Origin of the sequence: Aliihoeflea aestuarii (genome assembly GCF_024105665.1) — a bacterium.
Taxonomy (GTDB): Bacteria; Pseudomonadota; Alphaproteobacteria; order Rhizobiales; family Rhizobiaceae; genus Aliihoeflea; species Aliihoeflea aestuarii.
In genome coordinates this window covers 1-22820 of sequence record NZ_JAAAMK010000011.1, presented here as the reverse complement: position 1 = coordinate 22820, position 22820 = coordinate 1, and the positions used below count along the sequence as shown (strand labels likewise).

Below are 22820 nucleotides of genomic sequence, written 5' to 3'. Positions count from 1 at the left end.
CCGCGCCTACTTCGGCGCCATGCGGATTGCCCCGTCGAGACGGATCGTCTCGCCGTTCAGCATCTCGTTTTCGACGATGTGGACGGCGAGCGCACCATATTCGGCCGGCTGGCCGAGGCGCGGCGGGAACGGCACCTGCTGGCCGAGCGATTTTTGCGCGTCTTCCGGCAGGCCGGCGAGCATCGGGGTCATGAAGATGCCGGGCGCGATGGTGCATACGCGAATGCCCGAGCGCGACAGGTCACGCGCAGCCGGCAGCGTCATGCCGACGACGCCGCCCTTTGACGACGCGTAGGCGATTTGTCCGATCTGCCCGTCATAGGCCGCAACCGAAGCGGTGTTGACGATCACGCCGCGCTCTCCGCTTTCCAGCGGGTCCAGATGCTGCGCGCCGTCGGCCATCAGGCGGATCATGTTGAATGTGCCGATGAGGTTCACCTCGATCACCTTGCGATAGGCGTCGAGCGAATGAACGCCGTCCTTGCCGATCGTCTTCAGGGCAATGGCGATGCCGGCGCAATTGATGAGGATGCGGGGCACGCCGAGCTTTTCGGTCACTTCCCTGAATGCCGCTTCGCCGGCTTCGCCATTCGATACGTCGCACTTGACCGCGATGCCGCCGATCTCTTCGGCCACTTTCTGCGCCCGCTCCAGGCCGACATCGAACAACGCGACCTTTGCGCCCTTGGCGGCAAGCGCTCGCGCCGTCGCCTCGCCAAGACCCGAACCGCCGCCCGTGACGACCGCGACGTGACCCGATGGATTCATGGAAATTTCCTCCGAAATGTTATGCGATTGAACAATTCGGCGGCATATTAGCGAGGCGTGGAGGCTGTGCAAGCACCACGCCGTCGCAAAGCGGGTATGGTGAGGCATGGATTCCTGTGACCCCCGTGACAAGCACGGGGGCAGGCGAGCACAGGAATGACGGCATCAAGGGTCGTGCCAACCGTTGAGGCTGGTGAATGGCGGGATCACTTAAGCACCCGTCATTCCTGTGCTCGTCACAGGAATCCATACCTCGACCATGCCAACTCGCGACGCCGCAGATTCAAATCCCCGCGTACCATTCATAGCCGCGATCTTCCCAGTATCCCCCCTGGCCCGCGCCAAAGCCGGCAAGGCTCTCCACAACTTCGATGCCGCGAACGTATTTCGCCATCTTGTAGCCGAGTTGCCGCTCGACGCGCACGCGCAACGGCGCGCCGTTCTCGATCGGCAGGGCCATGTCGTTCATGCCATAGGCGAGAATCGTCTGCGGGTGGCGCGCATCGATCATGTCGATCGATTCGTAATATTTTACCTCGCCCGAAAGGCTGCGTTCGATCGTGTCCATGCAGTGAAACACGACATAGCGCGCCTGTGGCCGGACACCGGCGCTGTCGAGGATGGCTTGGAGCGGCACACCCGTCCATTTGGCGATGCAGGACCAGCCCTCCACGCAGTCATGCCGCGTGATCTGGGTGCGGGCGGGCATCGCACGGATGGCTTCGAGATCGAGCGAAAGAGGGCGATCCACGAGGCCCGTCACCTCCAGCCTGAAATCCGCAAAGCCGTTCGAAGCCAGCGTTTGATAATCGATGTCGTCCGGTCGCGTCACGCCGTTCGGTCGCATCGGCTGGCGGATGTCGGCCTCGGTGAACTCCGTCGCCAGCCTGTCGGGCGAGAGCAGCGCGCGCTGGGCGCGCATCGTCAGACCGTTCGCTTTCAGCATGAATTGCCGCATCGCGTTTTCACGCTCGCCGAGGAAGTCAAAGACGTCGCAGCCAGACAAAACGATGCCCGAGGCCGCGAGCGCTGTGCCGGTCAGGAAGTTGCGGCGGGTGATGAGGCGCGCCATTATCGATCCTTCCCGTCATCGGGGTCGATCCGGCCCCAACCGGTGATCATCGAGCGCAACTCGTTGATCGGCCCGGCTGCGAGCACCATCACGATGTGAACGACGAAGAACAGCACCAGCAGCACCATGATGACGAAATGCAGCGTTCGCGCGCTTTGCCGGCCGCCGAACAATTCGGGCAGCCAGGGCGTCACCGCGTTCATGCCGGGTGACATGGCAAGACCCGTCGCGATCATCAAAGGCAGGAGAACGAGAAGTACGACGGCATAAGAGAGTTTTTGCAACGGGTTGTAGCTGCGACGGTGGTGAAATCTGAGGCGTGCATGGTCGGCCACGTCGCGCGGCAAGGCTTTCAGATCGCTCGGCGTCGGCACGATATCGCGCCGGAAATGGCCGTTGATCACGCTCGCCATGAGCCATACCAGAAGCGTTCCGGCCAGTATCCAGGCAAAGAAGAAATGCACCACGCGGCCGGTCGCCAAGTCCTGATAGGAGGGTATCGTCGCCCACGCGGGGAAGGCGCGGTTCTGCAACTGCCCGTCCGGGCCGGATGCACCGAGAATGCCGGTCGTCTCGAAGCTGCGACCAAGCACCGTGGTGACGCCGATGATGGTCCCGCCGTCGTTTCGCGCGCCGATCCGAAGTACGGAGTTGTCGAACTGGAAGCCGGATTGGTCGCCGAGATAGAGCGCGGGGTGGGCGTTGAATATCTGCAGGCCGGACAGGAGAAGGAAAAACAGGCACGCGGCCCAGATCCAGTGCGTTGCCCGCGTCCAGGCCGACTGGCGATGAACGAGCGGGCGCGCGGGCGCCGTCTGCCGCCCGTCGCCGCTTTGCCGTTCCAAAATGTCAGCCATGCGCATCGAACCCGATTGTGCCGTTGAGCAGATACGCATTCTACCATGGTGTCGGTTTCACCCGCCCGTGACGATTTGGTGAGGCGTCAGGCAGGTGCCGCTACCGGCGGCGTGCCCTTGTGGATGGCGTTGCGGATTTCGGAGCGAAAGGCGGGCGTGTCATGCTCGCCATGGACCGTCACCGCGTGATGGACGGCCGCGTCCACCAGTTCCTTTTCGGTGTCGGCAACGATGGCGACCGAGCACGCCATTTCGCTCGGGAATTCCCGGCAGTCGATGTAAAGGCGTCCCATGTGAACCTCCCGGAACACGCGCTGCCATGCAGCGCGCTTTTAGCATACGCCCATGCCGAGACGTCGCCAATTCACATCATGTGGCTATCGCCGGATGACAGATTTCAGGACATCGCGCACCCCGATCGCACCGACGAAGCGCGACTGGTCGTCGAAGAGCGCGACAGGCGCGGTCGCGGAACGGTGCATCGCCGCCATCACGGTCTTCAGCGACGTGCCGGGCGAGGCCCAGAAGACTTGCGGCTTGTCGGCCGGCAGGTCTTCCATGTTCTCGCACGAGACCCAGATCGCGGGCACGCCATTGCGCTCCGCATCGATCACCAGCATGTTCTCGTCGAACTTGAAGCGCGTCGTGCGGCGGCGGTCGAGCCACAGCCAGTTCTCGCCGGCCGCTTCGAGGTCGCGCGCGTCGCGCATGATGTTCCACGCGGTCAGGACCGAGAGCGGGTTCACGTTGGAGATGAAGTCGCGCACATAGTCATTGGCGGGCGACAGCACGATTTCCTCGGGCGCGCCGGTCTGGACGATCCGGCCGCCCTCCATGATCGAGATCGTGTTGCCGATCTTCAGAGCCTCTTCCAGATCGTGGCTGACGAAGAGGATCGTCTTTTTCAGCTTGTCCTGAAGATCAAGCAATTCGTCCTGAAGCTTGGTGCGGATCAGCGGATCGAGCGCGGAAAAGGGCTCGTCCATCAGGAGGATCGGCGCGTCGGTGGCGAAGGCGCGGGCAAGGCCGACGCGTTGCTGCATGCCGCCGGAAAGCTCGTGCGCGTATTTGCCGGACCACTGCGACAGGCCGACAAGATCGAGCTGCGCGGCGACGCGCTCGTTGCGCTCGGCAGATGGAACCCCGGCAAGCTCAAGTCCGAAGCCGACATTCTCGGCGACCGTGCGCCATGGCAACAGCGCGAATTGCTGGAAAACCATCGCGACCGACTGGCGGCGAATGCTTCGCAACGTGGCTTTGGAACAGGTGACCACGTCGACCTGCGCGCCGTTGCCGTCATCGACCAGAACCTCGCCGCGGGTGACGGTGTTCAATCCGTTGACGGCGCGCAGCAGCGTGGATTTCCCAGAGCCGGACAAGCCCATCAGCACGGAAATCTCGCCTTGGCTGACGGTCAGGTTCGCCTGGCAACAGCCGAGCACGGCACCGGTTTTCGCCAATATTTCGGTGCGGCTCGCGCCCGCATCGATCATCGGCGTTGCGGCGCGTTGCTGGGCCGGATCGCCAAAGACGATGTCGACGCTCCGAAAATCGATCGCGGCGTTCATTTCGCCTTCTCCTGCCCGATGCGGGCCATTCGGTCGAGAATGATGGCGAGGATCACGATGGCGAGGCCGGCTTCCAGCCCGAGCGGGATGTTGACCGTATTGAGCGCGCGCACGACCGGGCGGCCAAGCCCATTGGCACCGATCAGCGCGGCGATCACCACCATCGACAGCGACAGCATGATGCACTGGGTGAGCCCGGCCATGATCGTCGGCAGGGCGGACGGCAGTTCCACCTTCCAGAGCAATTGCCGCTTCGTTGCGCCGAAGGCTTCACCGGCTTCCAGCATTGGTTTCGGCACCGACTTGATGCCGAGATAGGTCAGCCGGATCGGCGCGGGGCAGGCGAAGATGATGGTGACGATCATGCCCGGCGCGATGCCAAGGCCGAAAAGGATAAGAACGGGAATGAGATAGACGAAGGTCGGCAAGGTCTGCATCAGGTCGAGAACCGGCTGCAGCCAGGAATAGACGCGGTCGTTATGCGCGGCCCAGATGCCGATGGGCACGCCGATCGCCATCGACACGGTCGCGGCGGAAACGACGAGCACCAGCGTCTCGACGGTCTCGGCCCACAGGCCCTGATTGATGATGAAGAGGAAGCCGAGGATCACGCCGAGTGCCAGCTTCCACGAACGCTTGAGCGCGAAGGCGAGGGCGGCGATGGCGAGTACCACCACGACCGGGGGGAACCACATCAAAAGGTTCACCAGCGAATCCAGAAAAGTGCGCAAGCCATTGGAGATGGAATCGAAAAACCACGCGAAGTTGGCGATCAGCCAGTCGAAGACCGTCTGGCCCCAGCGTCCCACCGGGATTTTCTCACTCGCCACCCATTGCGATACCGGGTCCATTTCCTGTCGTCCTTTTGGAGCATCGGACCGAAAAGTGGAGTCCGGTTTTCGGACCAATCCCGATGCTCAGTTAAATTTTGGAGCGTCCTTTGTGCGTCTGAAAGACGCACGGCGCTCCAAGCAAAAGGGCGGCCGGATTTTTGCCGACCGCCCGATTTCGTGTTCCGCGTCCCTAGTTCTCCAGCGCGGCCGAAATGGCCTCGGCGCCGTCGGAACCATCGACGGTCGTCACGCCGTCGAGCCACGGCGTGACCTCTTCAGGGTTGCGCTGGAGCCAGGCGAGAGCCGCTGCGTTCGGGTCTTCGCCATCGTCGAGAATTGCGCCCATGATCTCGTTTTCCATGTCGAGCGAGAAGACGAGGTTGGCGAGCAGTCGGCCGACATTCGGGCATTCTTCGGAGTAGCCTGCGCGCGTGTTGGTGTGGACCGTCGCGCCGCCGTAGTTCGGGCCAAACACGTCGTCGCCCCCGTCGAGATATTCCATGTCGATGCGCGCGTTCATCGGGTGCGGCTCCCAGCCGAGGAAGACGACATCCTGGCTCGAACGTTCCGCGCGGGTGATGGCCGACAGCATGCCGGCTTCCGAGCTTTCCACCAGTTCGAAGCCCGAGAGCCCGAATTGGTCGCCCTCGATCATGTCGAGGATCAGGCGGTTGCCGTCATTGCCCGGCTCGATGCCATAGATCTGGCCGCCAAGCTGGTCGCGGAATTCAGCGATCTTGTCGAAGCTCGTCAGGCCCTTGTCGTAGGTGTATTTCGGGACGGCAAGCGTATATTTCGCGCCTTCCAGATTTGTCTTGATATCCTCGACCGTACCGGCGTCGAGATAGGGACGGATGTCTGCCTCCATGGTCGGCATCCAGTTGCCGAGGAAGACGTCGATGTCGCCATTGGCGAGCGAGGCATAGGTCACCGGCACGGACAGGACCTGCGTGTCCGTCTGGTAGCCGAGCGCCTCCAGCACCACCGATGCGGTCGCGGTCGTCGCGGTAATGTCGGTCCAGCCGACATCGGAAAAACGCACGGTCTGGCAGGATGCGGGCTCCTGTGCCTGTGCGGCGCCAACCGTCAGCGTGGTCAAGGCGAGCGTTGTGAGGAATGCGCGGCGTGGCAGCATCGAAATCATCTCCCATTGTGTTGGACGGAGCCACATTAAGGCGGCTTCATTGGTGGTCCAGAGCCAAACACCATTTTAGAACTGATTCAAGAAGCTTGTCGAAAAGACTGAAATCCGGTTGATTTCGATTTTCCGTGGATGGCGGCGCACGCCTCTCCCGCAAGGCGCGCAGTCGGCCTAAGAGGGGCCATGGCCAAGCTCTATTTCCATTATTCGGCGATGAATGCCGGTAAGTCGACACTTCTTTTGCAGGCGACGTACAATTACCGCGAGCGGGGGATGCGCGTTGCGCTCTTCACCGCCGCGCTCGACGACCGCGCCGGCCAGGGGCGTATCGCCTCGCGCATCGGGCTGGAAGCGGACGCCGAACTGTTTGCCGCAGACACGGATCTATATGCCGCCGTCGCCTCGCTGATGGAAAGCGCGCCGCTTCATTGCGTGTTCGTGGACGAGGCGCAGTTCCTGACCGACGAACAGGTTTGGCAGCTTGCGCGCGTGGCCGATCGGTTGGCCGTGCCCATCATGTGCTACGGGCTGCGTACCGATTTCAGGGGCGAGCTCTTCCCCGGCTCGAAAGCGCTTCTCGCGCTCGCCGACACGCTGCGCGAAGTGCGCACGATCTGCCGGTGCGGGCGCAAGGCGACGATGGTCGTGCGTCTCGGCGCGGACGGCAAGGTGCTTCACGAAGGCGATCAGGTCGTCATCGGCGGCGAAGACAAATACGTGTCGCTTTGCCGCCGGCACTGGGAAGAAGAGATGGGGCGGGTGGCGCCGGAGGACATGGTGGGGTTTTTGGCGGGGGAATAGGGCAGTAGGGGTACAGAAGTTCGCTCGCTGTATCTTTACCCTACTGCCGTACTCCCATAATGCCCTTCCTCCTGTCGCATTCCGCCTATTCGGCGGCTCGAATAAGACTGCGAGCCGCCTTCGCGAACGGCATCAATTGCCGCAAGATCAAATCCGTCAGGGGGAGCATTCATGGCCGAGTTCAAAACCGACATCGAGATCGCGCGCGCCGCGAAGAAAAAACCGATCAAGGAGATCGGCGACAGGCTCGGAATTCCGTATGAACATCTCCTGCCCTACGGCCATGACAAGGCGAAGATTTCGGCCGACTACATCAAGTCGGTGCAGGGCAACACAAACGGCAAGCTGATCCTCGTCACCGCGATCAACCCGACGCCGGCGGGCGAGGGCAAGACGACGACGACCGTTGGTCTCGGCGACGGGCTGAACCGCATCGGCAAAAAGGCGGTCGTGTGCATTCGCGAAGCCTCGCTCGGGCCGAATTTCGGCATGAAGGGGGGGGCGGCCGGCGGCGGCATGGCGCAAATCGTGCCGATGGAGGACATGAACCTCCACTTCACCGGCGACTTCCACGCCATTACGACCGCGCACAATCTTCTGTCCGCGCTGATCGACAATCACATCTACTGGGGCAACGAACTGGGCATCGACCAGCGCCGCGTCGTCTGGCGGCGCGTGATGGACATGAACGACCGGGCGCTGCGCCAGATCACCTGTTCGCTCGGCGGCGTTACCAACGGTTTCCCACGCGAGGCGGGTTTCGACATCACCGTTGCGTCGGAAGTCATGGCGATCCTGTGCCTTGCGACCGACCTGAAGGATCTCGAAAAGCGCCTCGGCGACATCATCGTTGCCTATCGCCGCGACAAGAGCCCCATCTATGCGCGCGATTTGAAGGCCGACGGCGCGATGGCCGTTCTGCTCAAGGACGCGATGCAGCCGAACCTCGTCCAGACGCTCGAGAACAATCCAGCCTTCGTGCATGGCGGTCCGTTCGCCAATATCGCGCATGGCTGCAACTCGGTCGTGGCGACCACGACGGCGCTGAAGCTTGGCGACTATGTCGTCACCGAAGCCGGGTTCGGTGCCGATCTCGGCGCGGAGAAGTTCTTCGACATCAAATGCCGCAAGGCCGGTTTGAAGCCCGCCGCCGCCGTCATCGTCGCCACCGTGCGCGCGATGAAGATGAATGGTGGTGTGAAGAAGGACGACCTCGGCGCCGAGAATGTCGATGCCGTGAAAAAGGGCTGCGCCAATCTCGGCCGCCACATCGAAAACGTGCGTCAGTTCGGTGTTCCCGCCATCGTCGCGATCAACCATTTCCACTCCGATACCGACGCGGAAATCCAGGCGCTGAAGGACTATGTCGCCTCGATGGGCGAGGAGGCGGTGCTGTGCAAGCACTGGGCACAAGGCTCGGCCGGCATCGAGGAACTGGCGCACAAGGTCGTCGCGCTTGCCGAAAGCGGCGCCTCGCAATTCGCCCCGCTTTATCCCGACGAGATGCCGCTGTTCGACAAGATGAACACCATCGTCAAGCGTATCTATCGCGGTTCGGGAGCCATCGCCGACAAGTCGGTTCGCGACCAGCTTCACCAATGGGAGCAGGCGGGTTACGGCAATCTGCCGGTCTGCATGGCCAAGACGCAATATTCCTTCTCGACCGATCCGAACCTGCGCGGCGCGCCGACCGACCATGCCGTGCCGGTCCGCGAAGTGCGGCTTTCGGCTGGTGCCGGCTTCGTCGTCGCGATCTGCGGGGAGATCATGACCATGCCCGGCCTGCCGCGCGTCCCCTCGTCGGAGAAGATAGTGCTCAATTCCGAGGGCCAGATCGAAGGGCTGTTCTGATCGGTTCGGGAAGGGGTGCGGGTCAGACTCCGCGCCCTTTCCATCTGTTCCAGTCGGCGATCCCGTGAAGTCGCCGACGCTCGGTCAAATGCGCGATCTCGTCGCGCGTCAGACCTGCATCTTCCAGCAGGTGTGAATGCGGCTTGGCGGCTATGATATCCAGTGCACGGCGTTCTTCCTGGCGTGTCCGGCGGCGGCGCCACATCTCTCGCATCGAGGCGAGAATGGATCGGGGCAGTTCGTCTCTTGTCAACGTCATAACGGCCTCCATCAAAGGCAGGCCGATTTTCGCCGGAAATTGACATTCGACAAGCGAATAGCAAGAATGTCTGCCATTGGTTTATCTGATGGCTGGGTCACGTCATGCAAGTGCCTCTCGACAGCGAATTGCTGCGCACCTTCCTCGCCGTCGCGGAGACGGGCAGCTTCACGCGCGCGGCCGATGCGGTCGGACGCACGCAATCGGCGGTGAGCATGCAGATGAAGCGGCTCGAGGACGCGCTTGGCGATGTGCTTTTCGTGCGGGGAGCCAGGGGTGTGGAATTGAGCGGTCGCGGGCAGCAATTGCTGCCCTATGCGCGGCGCATCGTCTCGCTCATCGAGGAAACGGGGGCTGCGCTGCGCTCATCACCGCTGGAAGGTCCGGTGCGGATCGGGATTCCCGAGGAATACGGGCCTGCCATGCTGCCGCGCATGCTGGCGTCCTTTGCCGAACGTCATCCCGCCGTGGAGGTCACCGTGCGTTCGGAGACGTCCGAACGGCACATGGCGGCGCTGGAGGGTGACCTGCTCGACCTTGCGGTCGTCTATACATCCGACAGGTATTCGGTGGGCGAGGTCCTGCGGATCGATCCGACTGTGTGGGTGACCTCCGTCGCGCACCGGCTGGAAGAGCGTGACCCGGTGCCGGTGGCCGTCTTCGGCGAGAGCTGGTGCGGCAAGCGGGCGATCGATGCGCTCAAGCAGCACGATATCCGCCATCGCGTGGCCTATACGAGCGACACGCTGTTCGGTCTGATCAGCGTCGCCAGCGCGGGACTTGCCGTCGCATCGCTTTCGCGCAGCGCGATACCGCAAGGCTGCCGGGAACTGACGGCGGCGGACGGATTTCCACCCATCGATTCCTCGCGCGTCGTCCTGCGTCGCAACCCGCGCCGGTCGAGCGCGGCGATGGACGGCATGGCGCAGATGATCCGGGAAACTTTCGGGTCCGTCGCGGGCCCGGCCGTTCAGGCCGGCAACGGTATGGAACTGGCCGAGCGAAGCGCCGAATTGTAGAAGCTGATCAGCGTTCGCAGATCGACCTCGTTCTGATTGGCTTCGAAGTCGCGCCAGCAACCGAGCACACGCGTCAACGTCGTAGTCACGACGCCGTAGAGGACTTTTCCACTTTCCGATCCGTCGTAGCTGTCGGCGTTTTCGCGCATGGCGGCGAGGGCCGCCTCCAGTTCGGGAGCTACGCGGGCGGCCTCCTCCAGTTCATTCCGGCTGACCGCCGTTGCCAGAAGGTCGGTTTTTTGCAGCGCCTCCACGAGGCTGGCTTCGGCAACGTGACCGGCTTCCTTCAGCCGAACGACCCGCTGTTCGCTGCGCTGACGCTGAACGACCAAAAGCGATTCACCAAGCTCGTCGAGCGCGGCGAGGCTTTCCGCATAGGCCGTCTTCAATCTCGGATCGGCCGCCTTGCCCTCCTGCAGCGACCGCAACGCACCTTCGAAAGAGGGTATGTCTGCGCCGAGGTTGAGCGTGTTGGCGGGCGTCGCCTCCGGTATATTCAGCAGATGGTAGTTTTCGGCATAGGTGGCCAGACCACTACGGTCGGTGATCAAAACGTTGTAGCCGTTGATGTAGAGGTTGAACTTTTCGTCGAACGAGGCTTGCTGCTGTTGTTCCTGCTCGGCTTGCGCTTGGCTTCCGCCCGAGCCCCAATCGCAGCCTGACAACACGGCCAAGATCAACAGCGTGAAGAAACCCGTCCGATATGTCACCGCATCCCCCTGACTGAGCGTCACTTTAGATGCTTGGCGCGCATCTGCAACTTTTCGCAGTTCCGCGGCAACCCTGTTGTGATTTTCTCTTTCGCCGGCCACATGGCGCCCTATATCGAGCCGGCACCATAAGCGAAGACAGGGGAGCGGATGGACCAGAAAACACAGTTGCGCCGCCGCGTCCTCACATGGGGTTTCTTTTCCGGGGTGACGGGTTTTCTGGTCATCGTCGCCCTGAAATATGCCGGCGCGCTCGATCGCATCGACGAGGTCGTCCTCGTGGCCCTGCGCGCAGTCGACGACCGCACCGCGCCGATCGGGCCGTCCTTTCTCGAGCAGGCCGTCGTGCAGTTCACCGCGCTGGGCGGCTATACGGTCATGGGCGTGGTGGTCATCGTTGCGACCGGCGCGTTGATCCTGTCGCAGCACAGGCGGCTCGCCGCGATCCTGCCCACCGCCTTCCTTTCGGCAATCGCGCTGGAAAACCTGCTCAAGAGCATCTTCGCTCGCCCGCGTCCCGACATCGTCGGCCATCTGGTCGAAACCCACTCCATGAGCTTTCCGAGTGGCCATGCCATGGTCGGGGCGGTCATGTGGCTGACGCTCGGCGCGATCGTCGCTCATCTCGCGCATCGTTCCGCGCTGCGACGCTATGCGCTTGTCGTCGCGCTCGCGATGGCATTTCTGCTCGGGCTGAGCCGGCTTTATCTCGGCGTCCACTGGCCCAGCGACATTCTGGCCGGCTGGGCGCTCGGCGTCGCGTGGGCGGCGCTCATTCTCCTCGCCATGCCGCGCTTCAGGGCAGGCTGACCGTGGTTCTCATTTTGCTTGCAGGCCGCACGCGGCGTGGTATGACTGCGCGGATGAACGCACAACGCATCAGCAATGTTTGGTGGTGGGCCTGCTAAAAGCGGCCTGCAAGCGCGTGCGCGTTTCGAAATCTTGGCCGCAACGGAATTCTCCGGGCGGCCTTCGTCTTTTTGGACCCTGCCGCTCCGGAACCTGAACGAAGAGGGGAAGGACATTATGAGCACCGAACATCTCGACGACGGCGCGGAGCGCTATACGACCGAAGGCGGTGTCGTGGTCACGCGCACGCGCCACGAGACGCCCTATGTCGGCGCGATCGAAACCTATATCGATGCGCTGAATTCGCGGCGCGGCTGCGTCTTTTCCTCCAATTACGAATATCCGGGCCGCTACACGCGCTGGGACACCGCGATCGTCGATCCGCCGCTGGTCGTCTCGGCAAAGGGTCGCGACATGCGGATCGAGGCGCTCAACGCGCGCGGCGAAAAGCTGCTCGACGGCATCGCGCCGGTGGTCGAAGCCTTGCCGGAAGTCGCCGCCTTCGTTCGCGCGCCCGCGTTGGTCACGCTGACGGTGGCCAAGCCGACGCGCATCTTCACCGAGGAAGAGCGTTCTCGCGTGCCGACCGTCTTCACCGTCCTGCGCGCCATCGTTGCGTTCTTCAAATCGCCCGAAGATCCGAATCTCGGCCTTTACGGCGCGTTCGGCTACGACCTCGCCTTCCAGTTCGATCCGGTAGAACTCAAGCTGGAGCGGCCGACGAGCCAGCGCGACGTGGTGCTTTACCTGCCCGATGAAATCCTCGTCGTCGATCACCATCAGGCCAAAGCCTGGCACGACCGTTACGATTATGCCGGAACGGGTTTTTCGACTGAGAATCTGCCGCGCGGGGGTGCGGAGGCACCGTTCGTTCAAGGGACGACGCAGCCGCCGCGCGCGGACCACACGCCGGGCGAATATGCCAGGCTGGTGGGCAAGGCCAAGGAAAGCTTCCGACGTGGCGACCTGTTCGAGGTCGTACCCGGCCAGATGTTCTTCGAGCGCTGCGTCTCCAAGCCCTCGGAGATTTCGCGCAAGCTGAAGGCGATCAATCCGTCGCCCTATTCCTTCTTCATCAATCTGGGCGAAAACGAATATCTGGTCGGCGCATCGCCCGAAATGTTCGTGCGCGTGTCGGGCCGCCGGGTCGAGACCTGCCCTATCTCGGGCACGATCCGGCGCGGCGAGGACGCGATCGCGGATTCGGAGCAGATCCTGAAATTGCTCAACTCCAAAAAGGACGAGTCCGAACTCACCATGTGCTCGGACGTCGACCGCAACGACAAGAGCCGTGTGTGCGAGCCGGGCTCCGTGCGGGTCATCGGCCGCCGTCAGATCGAGATGTATTCGCGCCTCATCCACACGGTCGATCACATCGAGGGGCGTCTGCGCGAGGGCATGGACGCGTTCGATGCGTTCCTGTCGCATGCGTGGGCCGTTACCGTGACAGGTGCGCCGAAGCTGTGGGCGATGCGCTTCATCGAGAACCACGAGAAGAGTTCGCGCGCCTGGTATGGCGGGGCGATCGGCATGGTGCATTTCAACGGCGACATGAATACCGGCCTGACGCTGCGCACGATCCGCATCAAGAACGGCATCGCCGAGGTGCGCGCGGGCGCGACGCTGCTGTTCGACTCCGACCCGGCCGAGGAGGAGGCCGAAACGGAGCTGAAGGCATCTGCCATGCTGTCGGCGGTACGCGAGGCATCGGTCGGCAATGCGGCGAAGACCGTGCGCGACAGCGTCAAAGTGGGCGAGGGGATTTCCATCCTGCTCGTGGATCACGAGGACAGTTTCGTCCACACGCTGGCGAATTATTTTCGCCAGACCGGCGCGACGGTATCGACGGTGCGCAGCCCCGTTGCCGAGGAAGTTCTCGACAGCGTCGATCCCGATCTCGTCGTCTTGTCGCCCGGCCCCGGCATGCCGTCGGACTTCGACTGCAAGGCGACGATTTCCAAGGCACGGGCGCGCAATCTTCCCATTTTCGGCGTGTGCCTCGGTCTTCAGGCGCTGGCGGAAGCCTATGGCGGCGAGTTGCGCCAGCTTCATGAGCCGATGCACGGAAAGCCCTCGCGCATTCGCGTGACGAAGCCAGGCGTCATCTTTTCGGGACTGCCGAAGGAAGTGACGGTCGGACGCTACCATTCGATCTTCGCCGATCCGGTGCGCCTGCCCGACGAATTTCTCGTCACGGCCGAGACGGAAGACGGTGTCATCATGGCGTTCGAGCATCGCTCCGAGCCGGTCGCGGCGGTTCAGTTCCATCCCGAATCGATCATGACGCTCGGTCAGGATGCCGGCATGCGGATGATCGAAAACATTGTCGCGCATCTGCCGCGAAAGGCCAAAGTGAAGGCGGCCTGATTTCGATATGAAATATTCGCACTTTTTCGCGCTCCCCTCTGGCCTGCCGGCCATCTCCCCCGCAAGGGGGGAGATCACGCGCGGCGATGACGAGACTAATCTCCCCACTTGCGGGGGAGATGGCCGGCAGGCCAGAGGGGGGCGTGAAGGGGTGCAGGTCTTCCCGGTTTTCGCGTGCAATCGTCCATGAACGACAAGCAGAAAATCCGCCGCCTCGCGGCCTGGTCGATCGTGGTTGCGCTTGGTGTCATGGGTCTGAAATTCGTAGCCTGGTGGCTGACGGGCTCGGTCGCACTCTATTCGGACGCTCTGGAATCGATCGTCAACGTGATCGCCGGCTGCGCGGCTTTCTGGGCGATCTCCGTCAGCCACAAGCCGGCCGACCGCGACCACCAGTTCGGGCACCACAAGGCGGAATATCTGTCGGCTGTCCTTGAGGGCGTGCTGATCGTCGTTGCCGCGCTTTTGATCCTGACGGAGGTCTGGAGCGCGATCCAGCGGCCGACACCGATCGAGGAACCGGGTCTCGGCCTTGGCATCAACGTGCTCGCGACAATCATCAACGGCTTCTGGGCAACTTTGCTCATCCGGCAGGGGCGCAAGGCCAGATCGCCCGCGCTGGAAGCCGATGGCCATCACGTCATGACCGACGTCGTCACCTCGGTCGGCGTCCTCATCGGCCTCGTCGGCGCGATCGCAACCGGCTGGTGGATTCTCGATCCGCTTCTGGCGCTCATCGTCGCGCTGAATATCCTGTGGCAGGGCTGGAAAGTCATTACCTCGTCGCTAAGCGGACTGATGGACCAGGCCGTCCCGCTCGAGGATCATATGCGCATCCGCGACATCGTTTCGGCCAATTCGCAGGGCGCGCTCGAAATTCACGATCTGAAGACGCGCATTGCCGGCCGGGCGACGTTCATCGAGTTTCATCTGGTCGTGAACGCGCAGATGTCGGTGGGCGAAAGCCATGCGATCTGCGACCGCATCGAGGACGCGCTGCGCACGGAAATTCCCTCCGTGCGGGTTTTGATCCATGTCGAGCCTGAGGACGAGGCGAAGCTGCCGGTCGGGACGACCGCGACGCCGTTCGCGTAGTTGTGGCGGTAAATTCACGCGATGAGCCAATTGAAGCGGGAGGCCTGGATTCCTGTGACGAGCACAGGAATGACGGCACCATGATTGTGCACGCTTCCAACCATTGCGGCAGCAACCTCTTTGCCATCGTCATCCCTGTGCTCGTCACAGGGGGTTATGTCTCACCCCCGAAAGCTGGCGCGGCGGCGACAAATACCTTCTACTATCACGGCACATTTCCGCCCGATTTTCTGCTGTGACACAAACGCCACACCTTCACGCACGACTCCTTTTCGCCGCAATTCATCCCGTCCACGGCCACAGTTGGTTAGCATTGGATAAAGGAAATCTTTGCCATAGTTGCAATCTCCTCCCGCTTCCGAGTGATGTCATGGGTAATGAATTCATGTGTGTGTCCCGCCGCCGTTTCCTCTTGCAGGCCGCGTCCGTCGCCGCCGTTGCGCCGGCAGTCCTGTCGGGTTGCATGTCCTCGCCGACATCGGTGATGGAGTCCGTCAAGCCTGCGCCTGATCCGTATTATCTCGCGATGTACGGTCCCATGCCGAACGAGCGCTTCCCGATGCCGGCCACCGACATCTCCGATCTGGAGGAGCGCTTTTTCCGCCAGCAGGTGCGTTATCATCGTAATGAGCGGCCCGGCACGATCGTGGTCGATACGCAGAACCGGTTCCTCTATCTGGTCCAGCCGAACGGCATGGCAATGCGCTACGGCATCGGTGTCGGTCGCGCTGGCCTCGAATTCGAGGGTACGGCCCGCGTGGCGCGCAAGGCGCAATGGCCGACCTGGACGCCGACAGCGAGCATGATCGAGCGTGAGCCCGAGCGTAATGCGCAATGGGCTGGCGGCATGCCCCCCGGCCTCGACAACCCCCTTGGGGCGCGCGCGCTCTATCTGTTCGATGGGGGCCGCGACACGCTCTACCGCATTCATGGCACCACCGAACCGTGGTCGATCGGTCTTGCCGTTTCATCCGGTTGCGTGCGTCTGTTCAACCAGGACATCATCGATCTTTACGGTCGTGTGGCAATCGACACGCCCGTTCTGGTTCTCCAGAACGAGCCGCTGCAATATCCGCAGCGCCAGACACCGGACTGGGTACGTCGTCAATTGCAAATTCCGCAGCCGGGACAGCAGCAGGTCGGCACGACGGGCGTGTGATCACCCGCCGCTGATTGCCGTCAGCACGAACACTTCATCACCGGGCGCGAGCTTCGTATCGAGCCGCGCCCGTTCGCCGTCGATAAACACGTTGATATGCTTGCGCAGGGCAGGCCGCGTGTCGCACAGCCGGTCGCGCATGCCGGGCCACAGCGCATCCAGCCGGTCCATCATCTCGTCGACCGAACCTGCCTGCATCTCGACCCGACGCTGCGAGCCGGGGAAAAGATCGGTCAGGATCGCCGGCAACCGGACGACGACATTCGGCGCGTCAGTCATGGATCGTCAGCGTTTCGACCGAGAGGATCGCAGGCAAATGGCTTTCGATGGCCTGCCACGTCTCTCCCTCGTCGTTGCTGGCATAAAGCTCGCCGCCGCCGGTGCCGAAATAGACCCCGGCCGTCTTCATCCGGTCGGTCGCCATCGCCTGCCTCAACACGCCGAAATAGGCGTTTTCCTGCGGAAGGCCCTCGCGCAAATCCGTCCATGACGCGCCTGCGTCGCGAGTGCGCCACACGGCCGCCTTCGCATCAGGCACATAACGGCCGGCCGTGTCGCCATTGAGCGGCAGGAGAAAAAGCGTGTCCGGGTCGGTCGGGTGACTCGCCGCCGGAAAGCCGAAGCTCGACGGAAGGCCGTTCTCGATGCTCTCCCATTTTCGCCCGCCATCGTCGGAGCGGTACATGCCGCAATGGTTTTGCTGGTAGAGGCGATCGTCGCCGCCCGGCGCCATCACCAGATTGTGCACGCACTGGCCGAATTCAGGATAGTTCTGGCCTTCCGGCATAAAGTCCGCGCGCGTGCCGCGATTGCGCGGCTCCCACGTCTTGCCGCCGTCTTCGGTCGCGAACACGCCAGCCGAGGAAATGCCGATCCATATCTTCTGCTCGTCGTCAGGGTCGATGACGAGCGAATGCAGGATCAGACCTGCGCCGCCCGGTTGCCAATGCGGGCGCGTCGGGTGCTTTTGCAGCCCGTCGAGATGGCTCCACGTTTCGCCGTCGTCGGAGCGGAAAAGGCCGGCCGGCTGCACACCCGCGTAAAGGCTGCCATTACGTGCGGCAAGGCTCCAGACGGACGCGATCGGTTCGGCCCCTTCCTCATAGGCAAGACCGTTCGACGAATGCGTCCATGTCCGGCCGAGATCGGTCGATTTCCAGACCGCCGGCCCGAACCAGGCGTCGCCGCCTCCGGCATAAAGCGTGCCGGTTTCGGCATGCGCGACGAAATGATTGATCGGCCATGTCTGGCAGAACGGACCCGAAAGCTTCCAGTCTCGCCGCGCGCCATCGCTTTCCAGAATGAACGCGCCCTTTTTCGTGCCGACCAGAACGAGAACTTTTTCCGTCATGTCCTTCTCCATGCCCCCCCCGTTGAGGATACTCCTTTCGGCATGACGATTGAACGGCCGTTAAGCCGACAGGTGCCGCGCAATTTTTGCAAAGGAATCCGGCTTGCCTCGCAACGACCGCTCGGCTATCACTTGGCGCATGATTTCGACCCGCGCCATTTTCCGCAGCTTTCCGGCCCCTTTCGCCGGCGCTCCTGCGCGCGCGCTGTCCCTGCTTCTCCTTCTTAGCGGCGATCGTCGGGTCGGCTGAGGAGCGCCCGGCGATCGATCGTGACGCCGCATGGCAATGCTCCTTGTCCCACAACCGATATTGAGCCATCAAGACGCCCGACCGCGATGCGGGGGGCGAGGAGAATTCGAAATGAACGACCAGTCGAAGATCGCTGCCGTGCACGGCATGCCCGATGCTTCCCGCAAATACGAACCCTATCCCTTTGTCGGCCTGAAGGACCGTACCTGGCCCGAAAAGCGCATCGAGACGGCCCCGATCTGGTGTTCCGTCGATCTGCGCGACGGCAATCAGGCGCTGATCGATCCCATGGGGCATGACCGCAAGGCGCGCATGTTCCAGTTGCTGCTCGACATGGGCTTCAAGGAGATCGAGATCGGTTTCCCATCCGCCTCGCAGACCGATTTCGACTTCACCCGCTTCGCCATCGAGGAAGCGGGCGTGCCGGACGACGTGTCCTTGCAGGTGCTGGTCCAGTGCCGGCCGGAACTGATCGCGCGCACCTTCGAGTCGCTCCAGGGCGCGAAGCACCCGATCGTCCATTTCTATAATTCCACCAGCGAGTTGCAGCGCCGCGTGGTCTTCGAGAAGGACGTGGCCGGCATCACGCAGATCGCGACCGATGCGGCGAAGATGATCATGGACGAGGCAGCGAAGGCGGGTGGGGGCCATCGCTTCCAGTATTCGCCCGAAAGCTTTACCGGCACCGAACTCGAAGTGGCCTTGGAAATCTGCAACGCGGTCACGGAAATCATCGATCCGACGCCTGAGAACAAGCTGATCATCAATTTGCCGGCGACGGTGGAGATGTCGACGCCCAACATCCATGCCGACCAGATCGAGTGGATGAGCCGCAATCTCGACCGGCGCGACTCGATCATCCTGTCGCTGCACCCGCATAACGACCGTGGCACCGGCATCGCCGCGACCGAGCTCGGCCTGATGGCGGGCGCCGACCGCGTCGAGGGCACTTTGTTCGGCAATGGCGAGCGCACCGGCAATGTCGATGTCGTGACGCTCGCGCTCAACATGTACACGCAGGGCGTCGACCCGATGCTGGACTGCTCGCAGATCGAGCGCATGAAGGACGTCTACGAATATTCCAACCAGCTCAGGATTCCCGAGCGCCACCCCTATGTCGGTGAACTGGTCTATACGGCCTTCTCCGGGTCGCATCAGGACGCGATCAACAAGGGTATGAAGGCGAGCAAGACAGCCAACAAGTCGCTCTGGGAAGTGCCTTACCTGCCGATCGACCCGAACGATGTCGGTCGCTCCTACGAGGCGATCATCCGCATCAATTCGCAGTCGGGCAAGGGCGGCATCGCCTATATATTGCAGGCCGATTACGGGCTGAACCTGCCGCGCAATCTGCAGGTCGAGTTCCGCCAGGACATTCAGGAGATCACCGACCGCGACGGCAAGGAATTGCGGCCGAAGGCGATCTACGAGCGCTTTCTCGAACTCTATGTCGACCAGCCGGACGGTCGCCTGAAATTTGTCGATCATCAGACGTTCCCGGCCGAAGGCGGCAAGGGTGGGCGCGTCGTCGAGGCGACGATTCTCGAAAATGGAAAGGAAGTGCAGATCACCGGCAGGGGCACCGGCCCGGTCGACGGGTTTGTCGATGCGCTGTCCAGGCATGTCGGCGTCGACATGACCGTGCTCGACTATTCCGAACACTCCATGCAGCGCGGCTCCAATGCGGCGGCCATCTGCTACATGGAGGTCGAGCATCCCGGTGGAAAGCTCTTCGGCGCGGGCATCAACACCAACATTGTTGCCGCTTCGCTTGAAGCGGTGGTTTCGGCGGCGAACCGCATCCTTGCCGAAAAAGGGGAAAAATGAGCGACAGGCTTGCAGCGCGTGTGATGGGAAAGGGTGGTCGTACGATCATCCTCCTCCACGGTTTCGGCGGTTCCCACTCGACCTGGACCGACATCCAGCCGACGCTCGCGCGCGATGCGACCGTCATCGCTTATGATCTGCCCGGTCACGGTCGCTCGCTCGACTATCCCGGCGCGGGACCGGCAACGCTGGCCGCAAAGGCCGTCGCCGCCGACCTGACCGCGCGCGGCATCGAACGCTTCCATCTCGTCGGCCATTCGATGGGCGGCGCGATCGCGACCCTCATCGCCATGCGCTCGCCGGAGCGCGTGGCATCGCTGACACTGCTTGCGCCGGGCGGTTTCGGGCCGCAGATCAACGGCGAGCTTTTGAAGCGCTATGCCAATGCAGCCCATGCGAGCGAACTTGGCTCCATCATGGACGAGATGTCCGCGCCGGGTTTCTCGACGCCGCCCAAATACGTGCTCGGCCTTGCCGCCGTACGCGGCGTATCCGGCCAGCGGGTCAAGCTCGACGCGTTCCACGGCATCATCCAGCAGGACGGAAAGCAGGGCGAAATCCCGCGCGATGCCGTCGCCGCTTTCTCGATGCCGGTTTCGATGGTGTGGGGAACGCTCGACCCGGTGCTGCCCTTCTCGCAGACCGAAAACCTGCCGGGGAATGTGAGGCTGACGAAGATCGACGGGGCAGGGCACATGCTCACCGTGGAAGCCAGGTCGGCCGTGCTTGCCGCTATCCGCGCCTCGGTTGGTGCCGTATAGAGCGAAGCTCTTGACAATCTGCGCGTTTCTGGCCGAATCCTGATTTAACGATGCGTTAAGCATGCGCAGTCGCGTAAGAGTCCGGAGTTGCCCGCGATGAGTGAAGCCCTCGACGAAATGCCGCGCGACGGCACGATGCGCCGGCTCGCAGCCGCAATCCGCGAGGTCAAGACCAACAATGCGGACCGCACCGATGTCGTGGTCGATCTGCGCGAGGCCCAGCAGACGCGCCTCGAAATACTCGCGCAGGACCTCGAACAGGTCTTTGCCGACATTCCGCCGGATGATGAGCGCTTCGATTTGAACGTGACCGGCGGCATGCAGCCGCGCCTGTGGATCGACGCGGTCAGCCACGTCACGATGGGCCGCGACAAGCGCACCTATCGCTTCTTGAAGGACACGCGCAACGGCCGGCTGGTTTTGGCCGAAACGCCCGATATCAAAAAGGCCGCCGACGCCGTCACCCGCTACGTCGCCGAGCGCATCATCGAGCGCGATGCCATTCTGGCGGGAGATCGCGAAGTGCCCGCGCCGGTGGTCGGCGTACTCGACCGTGGGCCGGCAAAGGCTGCCTTCGACGTTTTCACGGCCTTTGCGCTGTTCCTGGCGGGCGCGTTCGTCGGTGTCGCGGCCGTGATCTATTTCGCGTGGGAGCGGCTCGCGATCAGCTTTTGAACCTGCGGCCGCTCGGCCGCGTCCAGCGACTGCGCCACGATATGCTGGATCCTGTCGGAGTCGGCGACCAGTCCGCGGCGCTGGAGGTTCAGCGTCCATGCGTTCGGTTCGCCGTCGATCTCGATCAGGTTGAACTGCGCCGCAGGCTTCGAGCCGCCGACCGCCTGACCGGCGGCCGCCACGCCGACGACCGGCACGTCGCCATCTCGTCCGTCCAGCCAATAGAGGCTCGGCAGATGGGTGTGGCCGTGGAGGACGAGTTCGGCGCCGTGCTTTTCCATCACCTTCTTGAAACGTCCGATCCCGAACAGCCGCTTGTGCTGAGGTGCTGCCCCTCGCACGGGCGGATGATGGATCATGATGACGCGGCAAAGCCCCTTGGTCTTCGCTTCATCGAGCATCCGGCCGAGCCGGCGCGCCTGCGTCGATCCGAAATAGCCCGACGCCATGAAGGGCGCGGTCGCGCGTGCCGACGAAACGCCGATAAGGGCCGCATTGCCGCGCACGCGCATATAGGGAAACGCGCCGCGATGGGCGGGCCGATCCATGCCGTCGCCCCACATCCAGTCGCCCCATGCCCGGCACGCTTTGTCGAGCGCGCCCGGCACATAGGCGTCGTGATTGCCCGGAACGACGGAAACGTCGTCCCCGGGACCGACCAGTTCCAGCCACTGGCGCGCGAACTCGACCTCGGCGTCGAGCGCCAGATTGACGAGATCGCCGGTCACCGCGATATGGTCGGGGGCCTGCGCCTTGATGTCGTCGAGGATCAGCCCGATAACGTGATCGTGCAGGTTGGCCTTGCGATTGCGCTGCCAGTTGATGTAGCCGGTGATGCGCTTCGACGCGAGTTCACGATAGGAAATGTCGGGAAGGGGGCCGAGGTGGACGTCCGAGAGATGAGCGAGCCTGAGCATTTCCTTCCTTACGACATGACATGCGGCGTGACCACCCCGAGGGGCGTATGACCAACGCCGCGCACCGGTCAATGCCGACCCTGTCGCAATGGTTGCGTGTGAAGCTGTTTCACGGCTGGTTTCTCCTGCGCCGTCCGATGACGCTCGGCGTGCGCGGCATCGTTCACGATGAAGCGGCCGGAGCCGTCTTCCTCATTCGCCACACCTATATCAATGGCTGGCAATTGCCCGGCGGCGGCGTCGAGGTCGGCGAGACGATGCGGCTGTCGCTGGAACGCGAGCTTTCCGAGGAAGGCAATATCGAACTGACGGGCGAGCCGCGCCTCGTATCCATCCACCTGAACCGGCAGGCAAGCCGGCGCGACCATGTCGCGCTCTACCTCGTGAGCGATTACCACCAGACGACGCCGAAACTGCCCGACCACGAGATCGCCGAAGCCGGTTTCTTCCCGCTCGATGCGTTGCCCGAAGGCACGACGCCTGCGACACGGCGACGGCTGGCGGAAGTGTTCGGCGGGGCGTCGGCCGATTTGCATTGGTAGGCACGTCGGGGAGTTGAAAGTCCGAGGCCTGGCAACTGTGTTTTCAGGCGTATTGTTTTTGTTGGCGTTGCATTGCGTTGAGGACGGTGAGGAGTTTCCTTGCGACGGCGATGATGGCGAGTTTCTTGGAGCCGGATCTCGCGGCGAT

At 62.8% G+C, this 22820-nt stretch carries 24 protein-coding genes; 12 read left to right on the top strand and 12 right to left on the bottom strand.

Annotated features, from left to right (window positions below):
- Positions 1-6: 6 nt before the first annotated feature.
- From GTW25_RS17565 to GTW25_RS17535, 7 genes are all read right to left on the bottom strand, one after another.
- On the bottom strand, positions 7-768 hold the full coding sequence (locus tag GTW25_RS17565; protein ID WP_252913520.1) for a 3-hydroxyacyl-CoA dehydrogenase: 762 nt from the start codon (positions 766-768) through the stop codon (positions 7-9).
- A gap of 283 nt (positions 769-1051) precedes the next feature.
- Positions 1052-1840: a molybdopterin-binding protein gene (locus tag GTW25_RS17560; RefSeq protein ID WP_252913519.1), complete on the bottom strand. Its 789-nt coding sequence runs from the start codon at positions 1838-1840 to the stop codon at positions 1052-1054.
- Positions 1840-2697: a cytochrome b/b6 domain-containing protein gene (locus GTW25_RS17555; RefSeq protein WP_252913518.1), complete on the bottom strand. Its 858-nt coding sequence runs from the start codon at positions 2695-2697 to the stop codon at positions 1840-1842. Before GTW25_RS17555 ends, GTW25_RS17560 begins: the two co-directional genes overlap by 1 nt.
- 86 nt (positions 2698-2783) lie before the next feature.
- Entirely contained in the window at positions 2784-2990 is a 207-nt protein-coding gene (locus GTW25_RS17550) for a DUF1059 domain-containing protein (protein ID WP_252913517.1), read from the bottom strand.
- Between the two features lie 84 nt (positions 2991-3074).
- Positions 3075-4265: a choline ABC transporter ATP-binding protein gene (gene choV, locus GTW25_RS17545; RefSeq protein WP_252913516.1), complete on the bottom strand. Its 1191-nt coding sequence runs from the start codon at positions 4263-4265 to the stop codon at positions 3075-3077.
- Complete coding sequence (gene choW / locus GTW25_RS17540; RefSeq protein ID WP_252913515.1) at positions 4262-5116, bottom strand: choline ABC transporter permease subunit; 855 nt, start codon at positions 5114-5116, stop codon at positions 4262-4264. Before choW ends, choV begins: the two co-directional genes overlap by 4 nt.
- 172 nt (positions 5117-5288) lie before the next feature.
- Positions 5289-6233 (bottom strand): choline ABC transporter substrate-binding protein, encoded by a 945-nt coding sequence (locus GTW25_RS17535; RefSeq protein WP_252913514.1) that lies wholly within the window; start codon positions 6231-6233, stop codon positions 5289-5291.
- Between the two features lie 189 nt (positions 6234-6422).
- Here GTW25_RS17535 and GTW25_RS17530 point away from each other — a divergent pair, with 189 nt between their 5' ends.
- Positions 6423-7040, top strand: a complete 618-nt coding sequence (locus GTW25_RS17530; RefSeq protein WP_252913513.1) for a thymidine kinase — start codon at positions 6423-6425, stop codon at positions 7038-7040.
- 171 nt (positions 7041-7211) lie between these two features.
- On the top strand, positions 7212-8891 hold the full coding sequence (locus GTW25_RS17525; protein WP_252913512.1) for a formate--tetrahydrofolate ligase: 1680 nt from the start codon (positions 7212-7214) through the stop codon (positions 8889-8891).
- A 22-nt stretch (positions 8892-8913) separates the two neighbouring features.
- Here the strand turns inward: GTW25_RS17525 and GTW25_RS17520 are convergent, their stop codons facing one another.
- The gene (locus tag GTW25_RS17520) at positions 8914-9150 is read right to left on the bottom strand and encodes a hypothetical protein (protein ID WP_252913511.1); all 237 of its coding nucleotides are present in this window, start codon (positions 9148-9150) and stop codon (positions 8914-8916) included.
- Positions 9151-9254: 104 nt separating this feature from the next.
- On the opposite strand from GTW25_RS17520, the gene GTW25_RS17515 reads away from it, so the two are divergent.
- A complete protein-coding gene (locus GTW25_RS17515) occupies positions 9255-10169 on the top strand; it encodes a LysR family transcriptional regulator (protein ID WP_252913510.1) in 915 nt (304 codons plus the stop codon).
- Here GTW25_RS17515 and GTW25_RS17510 read toward each other — a convergent pair.
- Positions 10121-10879: a hypothetical protein gene (locus tag GTW25_RS17510; RefSeq protein WP_252913509.1), complete on the bottom strand. Its 759-nt coding sequence runs from the start codon at positions 10877-10879 to the stop codon at positions 10121-10123. The two genes, GTW25_RS17515 and GTW25_RS17510, sit on opposite strands and share 49 nt — an antisense overlap.
- A gap of 150 nt (positions 10880-11029) precedes the next feature.
- Between GTW25_RS17510 and GTW25_RS17505 the strand changes: the two genes are divergently transcribed.
- From GTW25_RS17505 to GTW25_RS17485, 5 genes are all read left to right on the top strand, one after another.
- The gene (locus GTW25_RS17505; protein WP_252913508.1) at positions 11030-11689 is read left to right on the top strand and encodes a phosphatase PAP2 family protein; all 660 of its coding nucleotides are present in this window, start codon (positions 11030-11032) and stop codon (positions 11687-11689) included.
- Positions 11690-11905: 216 nt separating this feature from the next.
- A complete protein-coding gene (locus GTW25_RS17500) occupies positions 11906-14095 on the top strand; it encodes an anthranilate synthase (RefSeq protein ID WP_252913507.1) in 2190 nt (729 codons plus the stop codon).
- Positions 14096-14281: 186 nt separating this feature from the next.
- On the top strand, positions 14282-15190 hold the full coding sequence (locus GTW25_RS17495) for a cation diffusion facilitator family transporter (RefSeq protein ID WP_252913506.1): 909 nt from the start codon (positions 14282-14284) through the stop codon (positions 15188-15190).
- A gap of 80 nt (positions 15191-15270) precedes the next feature.
- Complete coding sequence (locus GTW25_RS17490) at positions 15271-15429, top strand: hypothetical protein (protein WP_252913505.1); 159 nt, start codon at positions 15271-15273, stop codon at positions 15427-15429.
- Between the two features lie 146 nt (positions 15430-15575).
- Positions 15576-16349: a L,D-transpeptidase gene (locus GTW25_RS17485; protein ID WP_252913650.1), complete on the top strand. Its 774-nt coding sequence runs from the start codon at positions 15576-15578 to the stop codon at positions 16347-16349.
- Here the strand turns inward: GTW25_RS17485 and GTW25_RS17480 are convergent, their stop codons facing one another.
- Together GTW25_RS17480 and GTW25_RS17475 are read right to left on the bottom strand one after the other, a co-directional pair.
- Positions 16350-16628: a MoaD/ThiS family protein gene (locus GTW25_RS17480; protein ID WP_252913504.1), complete on the bottom strand. Its 279-nt coding sequence runs from the start codon at positions 16626-16628 to the stop codon at positions 16350-16352.
- The gene (locus GTW25_RS17475) at positions 16621-17700 is read right to left on the bottom strand and encodes a WD40/YVTN/BNR-like repeat-containing protein (RefSeq protein WP_252913503.1); all 1080 of its coding nucleotides are present in this window, start codon (positions 17698-17700) and stop codon (positions 16621-16623) included. Before GTW25_RS17475 ends, GTW25_RS17480 begins: the two co-directional genes overlap by 8 nt.
- Before the next feature lie 397 nt (positions 17701-18097).
- On the opposite strand from GTW25_RS17475, the gene leuA reads away from it, so the two are divergent.
- From leuA to GTW25_RS17460, 3 genes are all read left to right on the top strand, one after another.
- Complete coding sequence (gene leuA, locus GTW25_RS17470) at positions 18098-19777, top strand: 2-isopropylmalate synthase (RefSeq protein ID WP_252913648.1); 1680 nt, start codon at positions 18098-18100, stop codon at positions 19775-19777.
- Positions 19774-20538: an alpha/beta fold hydrolase gene (locus tag GTW25_RS17465; protein WP_252913502.1), complete on the top strand. Its 765-nt coding sequence runs from the start codon at positions 19774-19776 to the stop codon at positions 20536-20538. The genes leuA and GTW25_RS17465 overlap by 4 nt, the downstream gene beginning before the upstream one ends.
- A gap of 96 nt (positions 20539-20634) precedes the next feature.
- Positions 20635-21213 (top strand): hypothetical protein, encoded by a 579-nt coding sequence (locus tag GTW25_RS17460; RefSeq protein ID WP_252913501.1) that lies wholly within the window; start codon positions 20635-20637, stop codon positions 21211-21213.
- Here GTW25_RS17460 and GTW25_RS17455 read toward each other — a convergent pair.
- Positions 21177-22130 carry a metallophosphoesterase family protein gene (locus GTW25_RS17455; protein ID WP_252913500.1) on the bottom strand — a complete coding sequence of 318 codons (954 nt, stop codon included), beginning with the start codon at positions 22128-22130 and terminating at the stop codon, positions 21177-21179. The genes GTW25_RS17460 and GTW25_RS17455 overlap by 37 nt on opposite strands.
- 47 nt (positions 22131-22177) lie before the next feature.
- On the opposite strand from GTW25_RS17455, the gene GTW25_RS17450 reads away from it, so the two are divergent.
- Positions 22178-22672, top strand: a complete 495-nt coding sequence (locus GTW25_RS17450) for an NUDIX domain-containing protein (RefSeq protein ID WP_372493242.1) — start codon at positions 22178-22180, stop codon at positions 22670-22672.
- Positions 22673-22820: the final 148 nt, after the last annotated feature.